The sequence below is a fragment of the Nocardioides sp. SYSU D00038 genome (assembly GCF_016924665.1).
Lineage (GTDB): Bacteria > Actinomycetota > Actinomycetes > Propionibacteriales > Nocardioidaceae > Nocardioides.
In genome coordinates, this window is record NZ_JAFFJT010000017.1 from 45,067 (window position 1) to 59,489 (window position 14,423).

Sequence of the window (14,423 nt, forward strand, 5' to 3'; positions counted from 1 at the left end):
CCGGCGGTCAGCCCCGCGCCGTCAGGGCCGGCGGACCTTCTTGACCGCGGTGACCTTGCCGCCGGGGGAGAGGACGACCTTGACGGTGACCTTGCCGCCGCGCTTGTTCTTGGCGCAGAACCGGTAGGTCCGGCCGAGGCGCTGGTAGGGCTGGCCGACGGCGCGCATCACGCGCACGGTGCTCATGCCGCGCCGCACCAGGCGGGTGACGGTCGACCAGCGCTTGCGCAAGGCGGGGTTGCGGCAGGAGTCGGGGCGGATGCCCTGCGAGCGCTCCCACATCTGCAGGTAGGCCTCGGCGCCGCGGGACATGTCGTCGACGATCGCGGCGCCGTCGCGGCCGGCCACCTTGCGGAGGTCCTCGATCCAGTCGGGGTAGAGGCCGTACTGGGCGACGCCGTCGACGTTGATGTCCCACCGGCGCTGGCCCGCGGTTTGCTGGTGGACGGTCTGCCCGAACATGCCGCGGAACGGGTAGGTCACCTTGTTCTTCACGTCGGCACCGCGGGGGTCGCCCTGGGCGCCGAGGCCGTTGATGTCGGCGCCGTAGCCGATGCCGTAGTAGTAGCGCTTGTCGGCCCAACCGAGGTGTCGGCGCCACTTCTCGACGAAGCCCGAGGAGTCGCCGGCGTACGGCGTGATGAAGCCGCCGGTGCGGTAGACGCGCGGGTAGCTGTCCGGGGTGGCCCAGGAGTGGCTGGAGATCACGCCGGGGTAGCGCAGCCGCTCGATCTGGTCGAGGGCGCTCTTGCGGGCCTTCACGCTGAGGTGGTCGGGGTCGAAGATCATCCTCCGCTTCACCAGCTGCTCGATCGTGTGCTTGCCGAGCGTGGTGAGTCCGCGGCTGTTGCAGTGGTCGGGCTTGCCGTAGAGCGGGATCGCGACGTTGGGCAGGCCGAGGTTCTCGAGGTCCAGCAGCCTGCCGATCGCCCCGAACAGCGCGTCCTGCTGCTGGGGGTCGATGCCGCCGAGTGCGAACTGGTTGCGGTCGTGGGACTCACCGTCGGCCGGCGCGCAGTGCTCCATGTCCCAGAACGAGCCGGTCTCGAGGAAGTTCGCGGCGTTGACGACGACGCCGGTCGCGCCCTCGTCGCCGGCAACGCCGGCGAGCGCGTTGTCGAACTTGTTGACCAGCTCCATCTGGCGCACCCCGAGGCGGTGCACCTCGTCCATCTGGCGGTCGATGTCGGCGATCGTGCACTGCGGCCGGTCGACCTTCATCGTGCAGCCGAACGGCACGCTGGTCTCGATGCCCATCACCACCGCCATCCGGCCGCTGTTGATCACCTTGCGGGCCTGGAAGGGGTTGGTGACGATCCGGTAGAAGCCGCGCCCGGGCCCGCCGTACTGGGCGTCGATGTAGTCCTGCAGGGCGTACATGTCCTTGGCCTGCAGGCGGATGGAGTCCATGTCGTCGCAGGAGTTCTTCTTCAGCGGGTAGATCTGGCAGAGCTTGTTGTTCTCGACGAGCAGGTTCACGAACAGCCGCTGCCCGCCACGCCAGGAGCGCTCGAGCCACTTCCAGTAGGTGCCCTCGTGGGTGAGCGACTCCGGGGCCGGCCAGTCCTTGAACGTCGGCCAGCCGACGGGGTCGTGCGACGGCTCGCCGGAGAGCACGGTCTCGAGCAGCGCGCCGTAGCCACCGGTGGCCTCGTGGTCGGGGCAGTCGCGCAGGGCGTACGGCGCGCCGAACCGGTCCCAGGGCTTGCCGCAGTGGGCGCGCCCGCCGAGGAACTCGAAGGCCATGCCGTGGGTGTGGCCGTCGACGTAGCCGCGGACCTCCTGGTAGCGCGTCACGCCGCGGTGGGGTGCGCCGGTGACGTCGACGCCGGCCTCGGGGTACGCCGCGCAGCCGGCGGTCGTCCGCAGGTCCCACCAGGTCGGGGTGGCGGCCACGACCACGCTGCTGCCCGCCCGGGCCAGCCAGCCGTCGCCGTTGCGGAGGGCGAACCGCATCGTCTTGCCGGAGCCGCGGGTGGTGACGGTCCAGACGGCGGCGTTGCTGGGCGCGGCCGGCAGCGTGACCGCGGCGCCCTTGCGGGTGAGCAGGTCGCGCTTGACGCCGTGCAGCAGGTAGTCGCCCAGGTCGGTGGCCTTGAAGAAGAACGGCGTGGCCCGGTTGCGGGTGACCGCGGCGGCCGCGAGCCCGGCGCCCGAGCGCACCACGTGGACACCGGCCCCGGCCGCCAGGGTGTAGCAGCCGTCGGCCATGGCGTAGCGGTCGGTGGGCCGCGGGGTCCGCGGCGCCCGCAGCGAGGTGGGGCGGATCCTGGGGTCGGGGAGCCGGCGCTGGGCGGCGACGTACGCCGCGTTGGCGGCCCGCTCGGCGGCGGTGGTGGGGTCCTGCACGTCCTTGCCGGTCTGCCCGCCACGGGAGAGGTCGTTCTTGGTGGCGGCCGCCTCGGCCTGGGCGTGCCGCGCGTCGGTGGCGGCGCGGTACATGCTGCCGAGTCCGCCCTCGCGCTCCGCGTCACCCCCGGGCAGCTGCAGCGCGGCGACGACCACGCCGCCCGCGACCAGGGTGGTGGCCAGCATCCTCAGCCGCGGCCGACGACGGGACGGGACGCGCTCACCCATGGCACTCCTCCTCGGTTGCTGCCGACGAACCTGACACGGATTCACGTTCGTGTCCACAGCGGGGACGGGGCGCGGTAGTCCGTGACGTTCGGGTCCTCGTTCAACGCCTCCAGGGGCCCAAACGTCACGGACTATCGGCCAGGGCCACCACCGGACGACGAGCCAGCCCCGCCACCGCGGCGAGGATGAGCAGGGTGCCGACCGTGCCGAGGACGCCGATGCGCTCGTCGAGCCAGACCGCGGCGACGAGGGCGGCAGTGACCGGCTCGAGCAGGGTCGCGACGACGGCGGCCGAGCCGGTGGTGGTGCGCAGCCCGGCGTAGAGCAGCCCGTAGGCCAGCGCCATCGTGAGCACCCCGAGGTGGAGCAGCACCGCCACCGCCACCGGGTCGGTCGTCGCGTGGCTGCCACCGGAGACCAGCGCCAGCGGCAGCAGCACGACGGCGCCCACCGTGGTGGTCACCGTGGTGAGGGCGAGCGGGGTGGTGCCCTGGGCGAGCGGGCGGCCGAGCGCCGTGGCCAGGGCGTACGCCGACCCCGAGGCCACCGCGAGCAGCACGCCCGCGACGGGGTGGGGGCCGGTGGCCCCCAGCCCCGCGGTCGAGCTCACCAGCAGCAGGCCGGCGAGCGCCGCGGCGAGCACGGCCAGCCGGTCGGCGCCGGGGCGCCGGCGTCCGGCGACCGCCTCGGCGACGGTGAGCACGACGGGCGCCAGGCCCAGGCTGACCACGGTGGCCACGGTGACACCGACGGTGACGACCGAGCCGAAGTAGAGGGCCTGGTACGCCGCGGTGCAGGCGCCGACGGCGGCCGCCTGGCCGGGGCGGGCCCGCACCAGCGCGAGCACCGCGCCGGAGCGGCGGAGCACGAGCACGGCGCCGACCAGCACGACGGCGGCCAGGCCCATCCGCCAGGCGCTGATGGTGACGACGGACAGGTCGGCGTGGTCGCGGACGACCTCGACGCCGAGACCGCCGGTGCCCCACAGGACGCCGGCGAGGGAGATCTGCAGCAGGCCGCTGCGGGAGTGTGACGGGGTGGTGTGCACGAGGTGCTCCTCGACTCAGGACAGACGGGTGGGTCGTCTGGAGCACGCAGGCCACCGGCCACGTCCGTCGGGACGCGGCCGGTGGTGGGGCTCCGGCCTCAGGCCGGAGGCGGGAGCACGAGGTGGTGGGTCACCCGCGCATCATGACGCGTCGGAGTAGCCGCGCGCCAACAGATTGACCAGGCTGGGCGCCGAGGGTTGCCAGCCGAGCTCGCGGGCCTTGGCGCCGCTGGCCTGCTGGTCGAGCAGCAGCGCCTCGGCGAACGGCGCGCCGACGCGCTCGGCGGCCTCCTCGGCCGAGCCGGGCACCACCGGGCCGAGCGCCTCGCCGAGCTCGCGGACCGTGGGGTTGGTGCCGTTGGCGCCGACGTAGAGGTCGCCGGTGGGCTGGTCGAGGACGCGGAGGTAGAGATCGGCCAGCTCGTCGCGGTGGACGGTGGTCCAGTGCTGCTCGCCGGTGCCGATCAGCCGCAGCGCACCGGACTCGTCGCGCGGCGAGCCGGCGATCAGCGACGGGATGCCGGTGCCGCCGCCGTAGACGACCGCCGGCCGGATCACCGAGCCGCGCAGGTCGGCCGCGAGCACCCGCTCCTCGTCGGCCAGCCGCCACGCGGTCAACGGGATCGGGTCGGCGGGGGAGTCCTCGGTGATGTCGGAGTTGTTGCCGTAGGTCCAGATCCCGCCGGTGTGCACGAACGGCTTGTCGGTGCCGGCGAACGCCGCCAGCGCCGCCGACACGACGCTCTCGTTGAGCGTGGCGTCGCGCTCGTCGCCGCCGGCGGCGGTGTGGATCGCGCCCTGCACGGTCTCGAGCTGGCCGCGCAGCCAGTCGGTGTCGAACACGTCGCCGACCAGGGGCTGGGCGCCGAGCTCCTTGACGGCCGCGGCCGCGTCGTCGCTGCGCACGACCGCGGTGACCTCGTGCCCGACGGCGAGCAGCCGCACGAGCACCGCCGATCCGATGTGTCCGGTTCCTCCGGTGAGCAAGATCTCCATGCCGGGGCCAACCCCGTCCTGGTGCCGGTTGTTCCGACGGTTCTTGCGCTGGCTGTGGGGAAGGGGCCCCTGCCCACGCAGCGGGACGTGGCGCGGCGACCCCGCGGGCGCGCCGTTGAATGGGTCGGTGACCGCCACCGCGCCCGCCGAGATCGGCACCGCCCGGCGGTGGTCGATGCTCGCGGCGAGCACGCTGGCGCAGGCCGCGGCCGCGGTGATGATCCACGGGCCGGCGTTCCTCATCCCGACCCTGCACGACCGGCAGGAGCTGAGCCTGGCCCGGGCGGGGGTGGTGGCCGCGATGCCGACGCTGGGCGTGATGTGCGGGCTGGTCGCCTGGGGGCTGCTGACCGACCGGCGCGGCGAGCGGCTGGTGCTGCTCACCGGCCTGACGGCGACGGCGGTGCTGGGCGTGGCGGGCGTGCTGGTCGACGGCGTGGTACCGCTGGCGGTGGTGCTCTTCCTGGCCGGGCTCGCGGCCGCCAGCACCGGCTCGGCGAGCGGCCGGGTCGTCGTCGGCTGGTTCCCGGTCGGGCGACGCGGACTGGCGATGGGGGTGCGGCAGATGGCGCAGCCCGTGGGCGTCGGCGTGGCCGCGATCTCGATGGCGGTCGTGGCCGAGCGGTCCGGGCCGCAGGCCGCGCTGTGGGTGCCGGTGGTCGCGTGCACGCTGGCGGCGGTGGTGGTGGCCCTCGTGGTCGCCGACCCGCCACGACCCGACCCGCGCTCGGGCGCGGCCGCCAACCCCTACCGTGAGAACGGCTACCTCGCCCGGATCCACGGCGTCTCGGTGCTCCTGGTGGTGCCCCAGTTCGTGGTGTGGACCTTCGCGCTGGTCTGGCTGGTGCAGGACCGCGACTGGTCGGCCGCTGCGGCCGGCGCCCTGGTCGCGGTGGCCCAGGTCGCCGGGGCCCTCGGCCGGATCGCCGCCGGCCAGCTCTCCGACGTGGTCGCCAGTCGGATGCGACCGCTGCGCTGGGTCGCCGTCGCGGCCGCCGTGCTGATGGCGCTGCTCGGCGTGGCGGCCGGGCAGGACTGGTCGGTCGCCGTACCCCTCGTGGTGCTCGCGACGGTGGTGACGGTCGCCGACAACGGGCTGGCGTTCACCGCGGTCGCCGAGCGCGCCGGGCCGTTCTGGTCGGGCCGGGCGCTGGGGCTGCAGAACACCGCCCAGTACCTCGCCGCCTCCGTCGTGCCGCCCGTCGCCGGGCTCACCGTCGCCCACCTCGGCTTCTCGTGGACGTTCGCGCTCGCCGCCCTCTTCCCCGTCGTCGCCGTCGCGCTGGTGCCGGTGGGCGAGGAGCGCGAGCTGGCGTGAGGGGGGGTGGGTTTCCCCGGTGCACCGGGGAAACCCGCACCTGTCGGCCAGAACTCCGGCCGAGAAGTCGAGGTTCTGGCCGAGAGGTCGGGTGGGCGACCGGGTGCGGTGGTCTGGTCCGGCGATGAGCCCGGGCGGTGCGGGTGGTCCATCCTCGACAGGCGTACGACGACGAAGGAGCACCCGTGGAGCAGCAGACCCCCGCCCAGGAGTTCGCCGAGGTCGGTGACCGGTTCACGGCCGTCGCAGACGGCGTCGCCGACTGGGACGCGCCGTCGCCGGTGGCCGAGTGGCGGGCCCGCGACGTCGTGCGTCACCTGGTCGAGTGGTTCCCGTCGTTCCTCTCCGCGGGGGCCGGCGTCGACCTGCCGACCGGCCCCTCGGTCGACGCCGACCCGGCCGGCGCCTGGCGGCACCTCGCGGACGCCGTCGCGGGGCTGCTCGCCGACCCGGCCACGGCAGACCGGGTGCTGAGCAACCCCCACATCGGCGAGGTGCCGCTGCCGGAGGCGGTCAGCAGGTTCTTCACCGCCGACGTCTTCATGCACACCTGGGACCTCGCCCGGGCCACCGGCCAGGACGACACCCTCGACCCCGAGCGTGCCGCCGCGCTGCTGGCCGGCATGGAGCCGATGGACGAGGTGCTCCGCGCCAGCGGGCAGTACGGCGCCCGGGTCGCCGTCTCCGCCGACGCGCCCGTGCAGGACCGGCTGGTCGGGTTCATCGGGCGCGACCCGGGCTGGGCCCCGCCGAGCGCCTGACCCGGGGCGCCGGCCGGAGTCACCCCGCGACCGACCGGGTACAGGTCCGGCCATGACCGGACCTGCCCGTCGTCGCGTCCCCTCCCGCTGGGTCGCCGCCGCGTTCGTCGTCCTCGGCCTGGTGGTCGGCACCTGGCTCGTCGTCCGTGCCCTGTCCGGCGACGACTCCGACGTGCCCGACGACCCGGGCACCCTGCCGTCGCTCACCGAGGTGCGGCGGTGAGCGCCGCCGACCCGACCACCACCACGCGCCCACCCCGGTGGAAGGTCGTCGGCCCCGGACTCGTCGTGGCGGCCACCGGCGTCGGCGCCGCCGACCTGGTCGCCACGCTGGTGGCCGGCGCCAAGTTCGGCTACACGCTGCTGTGGGTGGTCGTGCTCGGCGCGGTGATCAAGGTCGTGCTCGTCGAGGGCGCCGGCCGCTACTCCCTGGCCACCGGGCGGACGATCTTCGAGGGCTGGCGCAGCCTGGGGCCCTGGACGACGTGGTACTTCGCGCCCTACATCGCGGTGTGGGGACTGGTCTACGGCGCGACCGCGATGTCGTCGTCGGCGCTGCCGGTGGTTGCGCTGTTCCCGGACGCCGACCTGTCGCTGCGCTGGACGGCGGTCGTCACCGGCCTGGTCGGGCTGGCCCTGGTCTGGTTCGGGTCCTACGCCACCTTCGAGAAGGTGATCACGGCGCTGGTGGGCGTGATGTTCGTGACCGTGGTCGGCGCGGCGGTGCTCACCGTGCCGAACCTGGGCGAGGTCGTGACCGGGCTGCGGCCGGTCTTCCCCGACGACTCGATCATCAACGTCCTCGCGATCGCGGGTGGCGTGGGCGGCACGATCACCCTGGCGGCGTACGGCTACTGGCTGCGCGAGAAGGGCTGGGACTCGGTGCCGTTCATGCGGGTGATGCGCATCGACAACGCCGTCGCGTACGCCGTCACCGGCATCTTCGTCACCGCGATGCTCGTCGTGGGCGCCGAGCTGTACTACTCCGCCGGCATCGCGGCCGAGTCGGGCGACCAGGCGCTGGTGCAGCTCTCCGACGTGCTGGCCGACCGCTACGGCGAGGTCTACGGCACCGTGTTCCTGGTGGGGTTCTGGGCGTCGTCGTTCACGTCCCTGATCGGGGTGTGGAGCGGGGTCAGCCTGATGTTCGCCGACTTCTGGGGCAACCTGCGCGACCTGCCGACCGGCCACCCCGCCACCCGCACCGGCGGCCGCTACGTGCGCGCCTACATGCTCTGGCTGACCTTCCCGCCGATGCTGCTGCTCCTGCTCGACGAGCCGGTCGGGCTGATCCTGGCCTACGGCACGCTCGGCGCGGTCTTCATGCCGTTCCTGGCGATCACGCTGCTGATCCTGCTCAACCGCCGCTCGGCGCCCGCCGGCACCGAGGTGCCGCGGGAGTGGCGCAACCGGTGGCTCTCCAACGGCCTGATGGCGCTGTGTGCCGTGCTGTTCCTCGCGCTGGCGGTCAACGAGATCCGCAACCAGCTGGCGCCGTACGTCTCCTGGTGGTGACCGCTACTTCGGCGGGAGGGCGGTGACCACGGCGACGCCGCGCGCGACCCACGCGGCGAGCGCCTCGTCGTCGCGGAGAGCCTCCTCGTCGACCCGCACCCAGGTGCGGGAGGTGCGCTCGCCCATCCGCATCGGCTCCACGCCGTCGGCCGCGACGAGCGCCGCCTGGTCGGGTGCAGGCACCCGGACCAGGAGGCTGCTCTCGTCGCTCACGCACACCGCCAGGTGTCCCCCGAGCAGGAACCCCAGGCCGCCGAACATCCGTTTCTCCTGGGCCGGGCCGTGCCCGGACACGGCCCCGCGCACCCGCTCGGCCAGCTCCTCGTCGTACGCCATGGCGGCAGCGTGGCAGCACGCGCCGACGTCCGTCGAGGGGTGGCCTCAATCGGTGGCCAGGCCGGCGGCCGGCGCCACCCGCGCCGCGCGGCGGGCCGGCAGCAGGCACGACGCCAGCCCGGCCAGCCCGGCGACCACGACCACCAGGGCCAGCTGCCGGACCGGCAGCACCATCGGCGAGTCGTCGACCAGCGGCCGGACCATCGCCTCGTTGCCGACCCACGCGTAGGCGACGCCCACGGCGGTGCCGAGCACGGTGGCCACCACCGAGAGCAGGACCGCCTCGGTGGCCAGGGTGGCGCGCAGCTGGCGGCGGGTCAGCCCCAGCGCCCGCAGCAGCGAGTGCTCCCGGCCGCGCTCGAGCACCGAGAGGCCGAGCGTGTTGCCGATGCCGACCAGCGCGATGACCACCGCGATGCCGAGCAGCCCGACCACCGCGCCGGTGAGCACGTCGAGCTGCAGCGTGACGTAGGCCCGCTGGGCCAGGCCGTTGCCGAGCTCGGCGTCGACGTTGACGGCGAGCGCCTCGAGGTCGCCGGCCACGTCCTCGGCGTCGGCGCCACCGCCGGCGCGCACCCAGACCGCCTGCGGCGCCGGGTCGCCGAGTCGGGCCAGGGTCGCGGGCGCGACCAGCCCCGCGAGGTCCCAGCCCTCGCCGAGCCGCACCCGGAGGGTGACATCGCGACCGCCGACGGTCACCGCGACCCGGCGCGCGTCGGGCGCGACGTCGTAGGGCAGCCAGATCTCCCCGGGCCGGGGCCGCGGCAGGGCGGCGTGGGTGACGGTGCCGGCGTCGTCGGGCACCGTCAGCACCCGCAGGTCGCCGACGCCGTGCGACACCTCCGCGCGCACGCCCTCGACCGCGACCGCGGCGGCGACGTCGGGGGTGGCGCGCACGTCGCCGACCAGCGTGGTCGGCAGCGGGTCGCCGGTGGCGGTGAGCGTGAGGTCGACCGGGTGCTGGGTGGCCATCTCGCCGTCGATCGAGCCGCGGGCGGTGGCCAGACCGGTGAGCACCGCGGTGGTGAGCGTGACTCCCACCAGCAGCGAGGCGGTGGTGGCCGCCGTCCGCCGGGGGTTGCGTACGGCGTTGCCGGTGGCCAGCCGGGCGGTGGTGCCCCCGACCCGGCCCAGGGCGCCGCCTCCCAGCCGGATCAGCGCCGGCACCAGCACCGGGCCGAGCAGCAGCAGCCCGCTGAACGAGGCGATCCCGCCGGCCAGCATGGGCGCGACCGAGGTGACCGCGACCGACGCCGCGAGCAGCCCGACGCCGCCCACCACGAGCGCCAGGCCGAGGCCGATGCGCAGCCGGCCGGCCGCGGTGTGCACGTCGACGTCCTGGTCGGGGCGCAGGGCGGCCAGCGGGCTGACCCGCACCACCTTGCGGGTGGGCAGCCAGGCCGCGAGCAGCGTGACGACCAGGCCGGTCACCAGGGCGGCGGCGAGCCACGCCGGCGAGAACGACACCGCGCCCAGCGGGGCCCGGGGCGAGAGCTCGCGCACCAGGGCGACCAGGCCGAGGCCGAGTCCGGCACCGGCCACCACGCCGACCACCGAGGAGACGGCCCCCAGCAGCAGCGCCTCCACCCGCACCGAGCGCAGCACCTGACGACGGGTCGCGCCCACGCAGCGCAGCAGCGCGAAGTCGCGGGTGCGCTGGGCGAACAGGATCGAGAACGTGTTGGCGATGACCAGCACCGCGACGGTCAGCGCGATCGCGGCGAAGAGCAGCAGCACGTAGGCGAGGACGTTGACACCCTGGCTCAGCTCCGTGGATCGGTCCTCGACGAACTCGTCGACGTCCCGCACCGTCCCGGGCACGCCCGAGAGCTCCTCCGGTCCCGCGCCGCGGTAGGCGACGCTGTCGACGTAGAGGGTCTGCGACCAGGCCGTGACCTCCGACCAGGGCAGGTAGAGCGTGGCCCCGACGCTGGCCGACGGGCTGTCGACCAGGCCGACCACGGTCACCTCGACCGCCCGGCTGCCGGCGCCCACGGTGAGCGGGTCGCCCACCCCGACGCCCTCGCTCTTGGCGGCGTTGACGTCGGCGACGGCCTCGCCCGGCCCGCGCGGGAAGCGGCCCTCCTCGACCACCTGCCAGCGCAGCACCGGGTCGTCGGCGATCGCGCCGACGTCGACCCGGTCGGAGACCCGCGACCCGCGGACCGGCTGCATCGTCCAGCCCAGCACGGCCGCGGAGTCGCCGGCCCGAGCGGCCCGGTCGACCAGCGTGACCGCCTCCGCGCCGCTGAGGTCGGTGACCACGGCGTCCGCGTCGTCGTAGGGCAGCGCGACCCCGGCGACCATGCCGTCGCGGGCCGCCGAGGCGATCGCGTTGGTGGCGACCACGAAACCGACGCCGATCGTGACCGCCAGCACGGCGGCGACGTAGCGCCGGGTGTGGGTGCGCAGCGAGGCGAGCAGCACCGTCCTCATCGCTCGCCCCGCAGGGTCGCGACGAGCTGGTCGGCCGACGGCTCGACCAGGTGGGCGCGGATGGTGCCGTCGGCGATCACCACGACGTCGTCGGCGTACGCCGCCGCGTCGAGCTCGTGCGTCACCATCACCACCGTCTGCCCGAGCTCGCGCACGGTGCGGCGCAGGTGCCCCAGCACCTCCGCGGACGACTCGCTGTCGAGGTTGCCGGTGGGCTCGTCGGCGAAGACGACCGCGGGCTCGTGCACCAGCGCCCGGGCGATCGCGACCCGCTGCTGCTGGCCGCCGCTGAGCTCGTGGGGGCGGTGGGTGAGCCGGTCGCCGAGGCCGAGGGTGGCGATCAGCTCGTCGTGGCGCTGCCGGTCGGGCTGCCGGCCGGCCAGCTCGAGGGGCAGCAGGATGTTCTGGCCTGCGGTCAGCATCGGGAGCAGGTTGAAGGACTGGAAGACGAAGCCGAGGTGCTCGCGCCGGAACAGCGTGAGCGCGGTGTCGTCGAGGTCCTCCAGGGCGGTGCCGGCCACCGCGACCGAGCCCGAGGTCGGCTGGTCCAGCCCGGCCAGGCAGTGCATGAGCGTGGACTTGCCCGAGCCCGACGGGCCCATGATCGCGGTGAACCGGCCCACCGGCAGGCCGAGGTCGACGCCCCGCAGGGCGTGCACGGCGGCGTCGCCGCGGCCGTAGGTGCGGGTCAGGCCGCGGGCCACGGCCGCGAACCCCGAGGTGGGCAGGTCGGTGCTGGAGCTGAGGATCTGGGTCATGCCGCCGAGTCTTCGCGGCGGCTGACCCCGGGTCGTCAGGCTGCGGGCCGGTGTCGGCGTACGACGCCGGGCGGACCCGCCCGGCCGGCGTACGACCCGGGGCGGAGCCGGTCGGACCGCGGGCCGTCAGCCCCCGACCAGACCCGTCTCGTAGGCCAGCACCACCAGCTGCACCCGGTCGCGCGACCCGGTCTTGGCCAGCAGCCGGCCGACGTGGGTCTTGACCGTGGCCTCGGCGACGACCAGCTGCTCGGCGACCTCGGTGTTGGACAGCCCGCGGGCGACCAGCACCAGCACCTCCCGCTCGCGCTCGGTGAGGCCCTCGAGCCGCTGGTCTCGGGGCGGCTCGGTGGGGTCGGGCAGGGTCGCGGCGAAGTGGTCGAGCAGCCGGCGCGTGGTGCTGGGCGCGACCACCGAGTCGCCGGCGTGGACGGCGCGGATCGCGGCCAGCAGGTCGGGCGGCGTGGCGTCCTTGAGCAGGAACGCCGCCGCGCCGGCCTTGATCGCGGCGAAGGCGTGCTCGTCGAGGTCGAAGGTGGTCAGCACGATCACCCGCGGCCCGTCGGGCCGGGCGGTGAGCGCCCGGGTGGCGTCGACGCCGTCCATCCGGGGCATCCGCACGTCCATCAGCACCACGTCGGCCCGGGTCACCGCGAGCCGCTCGACCGCCTCGTGGCCGTCGCCGGCCTCGCCGACGACCGTGAGGTCGGGCTGGCTGTCGACCAGCATCCGGAAGCCGCCGCGCACCATCGCCTGGTCGTCGACCAGGAAGACGCGGATCGGCTCCGCCGGTGCCGGGGTGGTGGTCACAGCGGGATCCTCGCCGAGACCCGGAACCCGCCTCCGGGCCGGGGCCCGGCGACCAGCTCGCCGTCGTGCACCGCCACCCGCTCGCGCATGCCGACCAGGCCCAGCCCGCGGCCGTCGTCGGCGGCGGCCGCGCCGCGCCCGTCGTCGTCCACCGTGACCCGCACGGCGCCCGCCCCCACGACCACCTCGACGGTCGCGGTCGCGCCGGGACCGGCGTGCTTGCGCACGTTCGAGAGCGCCTCCTGCACCACCCGGTACGCCGTCAGCGCGACGCCGTCGGGCACCACCGCCCCCGGCGGCGGCAGCGTCGCGCGCACCTCGGTGCCGGCCGCGCGCGACTCCTCCACCACCACGGCGAGGTCGTCGAGGCGCGGCTGCGGTCGGGTGCCGGTGACGTCGCCGGAGCGCAGCAGCCCGAGCAGCCGGCGCATCTCCGTGAGCGAGGCCCGGCCGGTGTCGGCGATGGTGGCCAAGGTGCGGGTCGCCGCGTCGGGGTCGGCCGCGGCGGCGTAGCGGGCGCCGTCGGCCTGCACGACGATCACCGACAGCCCGTGGGCGACCACGTCGTGCATCTCGCGGGCGATCCGGGCCCGCTCCTGGGAGGCGGCCAGCTCGACCTGCTGGGCCGCCTCGTGGGCGATCCGCTCGCCGCGCTCGACCAGGGCATCGACGTAGGCCTGGCGGGTGCGACCGAGCGTGCCGAGCGCCACGGCCGTGACGACCAGCGTCGTGATGGTCAGGAAGTACGGTTGGAAGGCGGATCGGGTGACCTGCTCGGCGCCGAAGCCCAGCAACCAGTCGACGGACGCGGCAACCGCCGCCGTCACGGAGACGGCGCAGGCGACGACGGTGGCGCGCACGGAGCCGAAGCGGCTTAGCGAGTAGACGGCGACCAGGTACGCGATCTGGCTGTGCAACGGCCTGTCGAGCAACGGCAGCTGGACCGCGCTGCCCAGGGCCACGACGGCGAACACCCCCGCTGGGTGACGACGACGCCACAGCAGCGGCACCACCTGGATCACGACCAGTGCGACGGTGGCCGCCGGGTCGGCGAGGGCCAGGTAGCCCGGCACCGGGAGCAGCAGCAGCGCCACCAGGCCGCGGTCGAGGCGACGCTGGCCCCGCGGCCCCAGCTGCCAGGTGCGGGGCAGCGGCGGGGCGGCCGCGTCGGCGGTGGTCACGCCGGTCACGGTAGCGGCGGCGGGCGGGCGGGGCGTCAGCCCACGGGATGAGGGGGGTCCGCCGAGAGTAGGGTGCCGGGCATGACCAAGTGGGAGTACCAGGTGGCGCCGATTCCGCTCCACAACGAGGCGCTGATGCTCAACAACTTCGGCGAGGACGGCTGGGAGCTGGTCGCCATCCACACCAACGCCCAGGGCGGCCTGGTCGCCTTCCTCAAGCGGCCGCGGTCGTGACCGGGCCCGAGGAGCGGCTGGCCGAGCTGGGGCTCATCGTCCCGGAGGTGGCCAAGCCGGTGGCGGCGTACGTGCCCGCCGTGCGCTCGGGCAACCACGTCTTCACCTCGGGGCAGCTGCCGATGCGTGACGGCGAGCTGATGGCCACCGGCAAGGTCGGCGGCGAAGTGAGCGCCGAGGAGGCGTACACCTACGCCCAGCAGTGCGCGCTCAACGCGATCGCCGCGGTCAAGGCGGAGGTCGGCGACCTGGCCCTGGTGAAGCGGGTCGTCAAGGTGGTCGCGTTCGTGGCCTCGACCCCCGACTTCACCGGCCAGCCCGGGGTCGCCAACGGCGCATCCGAGCTCTTCGGCACGGTGTTCGGCGGCGTCCACGCCCGCTCGGCCGTGGGGGTGCCGGTGCTACCGCTGGACTCCCCGGTCGAGGTCGAGCTCGTCGTGGAGGTCTGAGCCG

General features: G+C 74.8%; 14 protein-coding genes. 6 read left to right on the top strand and 8 right to left on the bottom strand.

Features of this window, described 5'->3' with window-relative positions:
• Positions 1-21 precede the first annotated feature (21 nt).
• The 3 genes from JT721_RS10880 to JT721_RS10890 form a co-directional block, all read right to left on the bottom strand.
• Positions 22-2,577, bottom strand: coding sequence for a hypothetical protein (locus tag JT721_RS10880; protein ID WP_205473161.1), 2,556 nt, complete (start codon positions 2,575-2,577; stop codon positions 22-24).
• 124 nt (positions 2,578-2,701) lie between these two features.
• The gene (locus JT721_RS10885) at positions 2,702-3,625 is read right to left on the bottom strand and encodes a DMT family transporter (protein WP_205473162.1); all 924 of its coding nucleotides are present in this window, start codon (positions 3,623-3,625) and stop codon (positions 2,702-2,704) included.
• Positions 3,626-3,766: 141 nt separating this feature from the next.
• Positions 3,767-4,621, bottom strand: a complete 855-nt coding sequence (locus JT721_RS10890) for an NAD(P)H-binding protein (RefSeq protein WP_205473163.1) — start codon at positions 4,619-4,621, stop codon at positions 3,767-3,769.
• A gap of 127 nt (positions 4,622-4,748) precedes the next feature.
• Here JT721_RS10890 and JT721_RS10895 point away from each other — a divergent pair, with 127 nt between their 5' ends.
• The 4 genes from JT721_RS10895 to JT721_RS10910 all read left to right on the top strand — a co-directional run bounded on the left by JT721_RS10895 (position 4,749) and on the right by JT721_RS10910 (position 8,215).
• The gene (locus tag JT721_RS10895; RefSeq protein ID WP_205473164.1) at positions 4,749-5,939 is read left to right on the top strand and encodes an MFS transporter; all 1,191 of its coding nucleotides are present in this window, start codon (positions 4,749-4,751) and stop codon (positions 5,937-5,939) included.
• Positions 5,940-6,124: 185 nt separating this feature from the next.
• Positions 6,125-6,700, top strand: coding sequence for a TIGR03086 family metal-binding protein (locus JT721_RS10900; RefSeq protein ID WP_205473165.1), 576 nt, complete (start codon positions 6,125-6,127; stop codon positions 6,698-6,700).
• 52 nt (positions 6,701-6,752) lie between these two features.
• Entirely contained in the window at positions 6,753-6,923 is a 171-nt protein-coding gene (locus tag JT721_RS10905) for a hypothetical protein (protein ID WP_205473166.1), read from the top strand.
• Positions 6,920-8,215 (top strand): Nramp family divalent metal transporter, encoded by a 1,296-nt coding sequence (locus JT721_RS10910; protein WP_205473167.1) that lies wholly within the window; start codon positions 6,920-6,922, stop codon positions 8,213-8,215. Before JT721_RS10905 ends, JT721_RS10910 begins: the two co-directional genes overlap by 4 nt.
• 3 nt (positions 8,216-8,218) lie before the next feature.
• On the opposite strand, the gene JT721_RS10915 is transcribed toward JT721_RS10910, so the two are convergent.
• The 5 genes from JT721_RS10915 to JT721_RS20860 all read right to left on the bottom strand — a co-directional run bounded on the left by JT721_RS10915 (position 8,219) and on the right by JT721_RS20860 (position 13,736).
• Positions 8,219-8,551 (bottom strand): TfoX/Sxy family protein, encoded by a 333-nt coding sequence (locus JT721_RS10915; RefSeq protein WP_205473168.1) that lies wholly within the window; start codon positions 8,549-8,551, stop codon positions 8,219-8,221.
• Between the two features lie 45 nt (positions 8,552-8,596).
• Positions 8,597-10,987 (bottom strand): FtsX-like permease family protein, encoded by a 2,391-nt coding sequence (locus JT721_RS10920; protein WP_205473169.1) that lies wholly within the window; start codon positions 10,985-10,987, stop codon positions 8,597-8,599.
• Entirely contained in the window at positions 10,984-11,745 is a 762-nt protein-coding gene (locus JT721_RS10925) for an ABC transporter ATP-binding protein (RefSeq protein ID WP_205473170.1), read from the bottom strand. The genes JT721_RS10920 and JT721_RS10925 overlap by 4 nt, the downstream gene beginning before the upstream one ends.
• A 126-nt stretch (positions 11,746-11,871) precedes the next feature.
• Positions 11,872-12,555 carry a response regulator transcription factor gene (locus tag JT721_RS10930; RefSeq protein WP_307827996.1) on the bottom strand — a complete coding sequence of 228 codons (684 nt, stop codon included), beginning with the start codon at positions 12,553-12,555 and terminating at the stop codon, positions 11,872-11,874.
• The gene (locus tag JT721_RS20860) at positions 12,552-13,736 is read right to left on the bottom strand and encodes a sensor histidine kinase (protein ID WP_205473171.1); all 1,185 of its coding nucleotides are present in this window, start codon (positions 13,734-13,736) and stop codon (positions 12,552-12,554) included. The genes JT721_RS10930 and JT721_RS20860 overlap by 4 nt, the downstream gene beginning before the upstream one ends.
• Before the next feature lie 81 nt (positions 13,737-13,817).
• On the opposite strand from JT721_RS20860, the gene JT721_RS10940 reads away from it, so the two are divergent.
• Both JT721_RS10940 and JT721_RS10945 read left to right on the top strand, forming a co-directional pair.
• The gene (locus JT721_RS10940; RefSeq protein ID WP_205473172.1) at positions 13,818-13,970 is read left to right on the top strand and encodes a hypothetical protein; all 153 of its coding nucleotides are present in this window, start codon (positions 13,818-13,820) and stop codon (positions 13,968-13,970) included.
• Complete coding sequence (locus JT721_RS10945) at positions 13,967-14,419, top strand: RidA family protein (protein WP_205473173.1); 453 nt, start codon at positions 13,967-13,969, stop codon at positions 14,417-14,419. The genes JT721_RS10940 and JT721_RS10945 overlap by 4 nt, the downstream gene beginning before the upstream one ends.
• Positions 14,420-14,423: the final 4 nt, after the last annotated feature.

Coding starts and splice junctions, on each gene's coding strand:
- JT721_RS10920 (WP_205473169.1), bottom strand. CDS start 10,987: ATGAGGACGGTGCTGCTCGCCTCGCTGCGCACCCACACCCGGCGCTAC.
- JT721_RS10915 (WP_205473168.1), bottom strand. CDS start 8,551: ATGGCGTACGACGAGGAGCTGGCCGAGCGGGTGCGCGGGGCCGTGTCC.
- JT721_RS10880 (WP_205473161.1), bottom strand. CDS start 2,577: ATGGGTGAGCGCGTCCCGTCCCGTCGTCGGCCGCGGCTGAGGATGCTG.
- JT721_RS10905 (WP_205473166.1), top strand. CDS start 6,753: ATGACCGGACCTGCCCGTCGTCGCGTCCCCTCCCGCTGGGTCGCCGCC.
- JT721_RS10890 (WP_205473163.1), bottom strand. CDS start 4,621: ATGGAGATCTTGCTCACCGGAGGAACCGGACACATCGGATCGGCGGTG.
- JT721_RS10940 (WP_205473172.1), top strand. CDS start 13,818: ATGACCAAGTGGGAGTACCAGGTGGCGCCGATTCCGCTCCACAACGAG.
- JT721_RS10925 (WP_205473170.1), bottom strand. CDS start 11,745: ATGACCCAGATCCTCAGCTCCAGCACCGACCTGCCCACCTCGGGGTTC.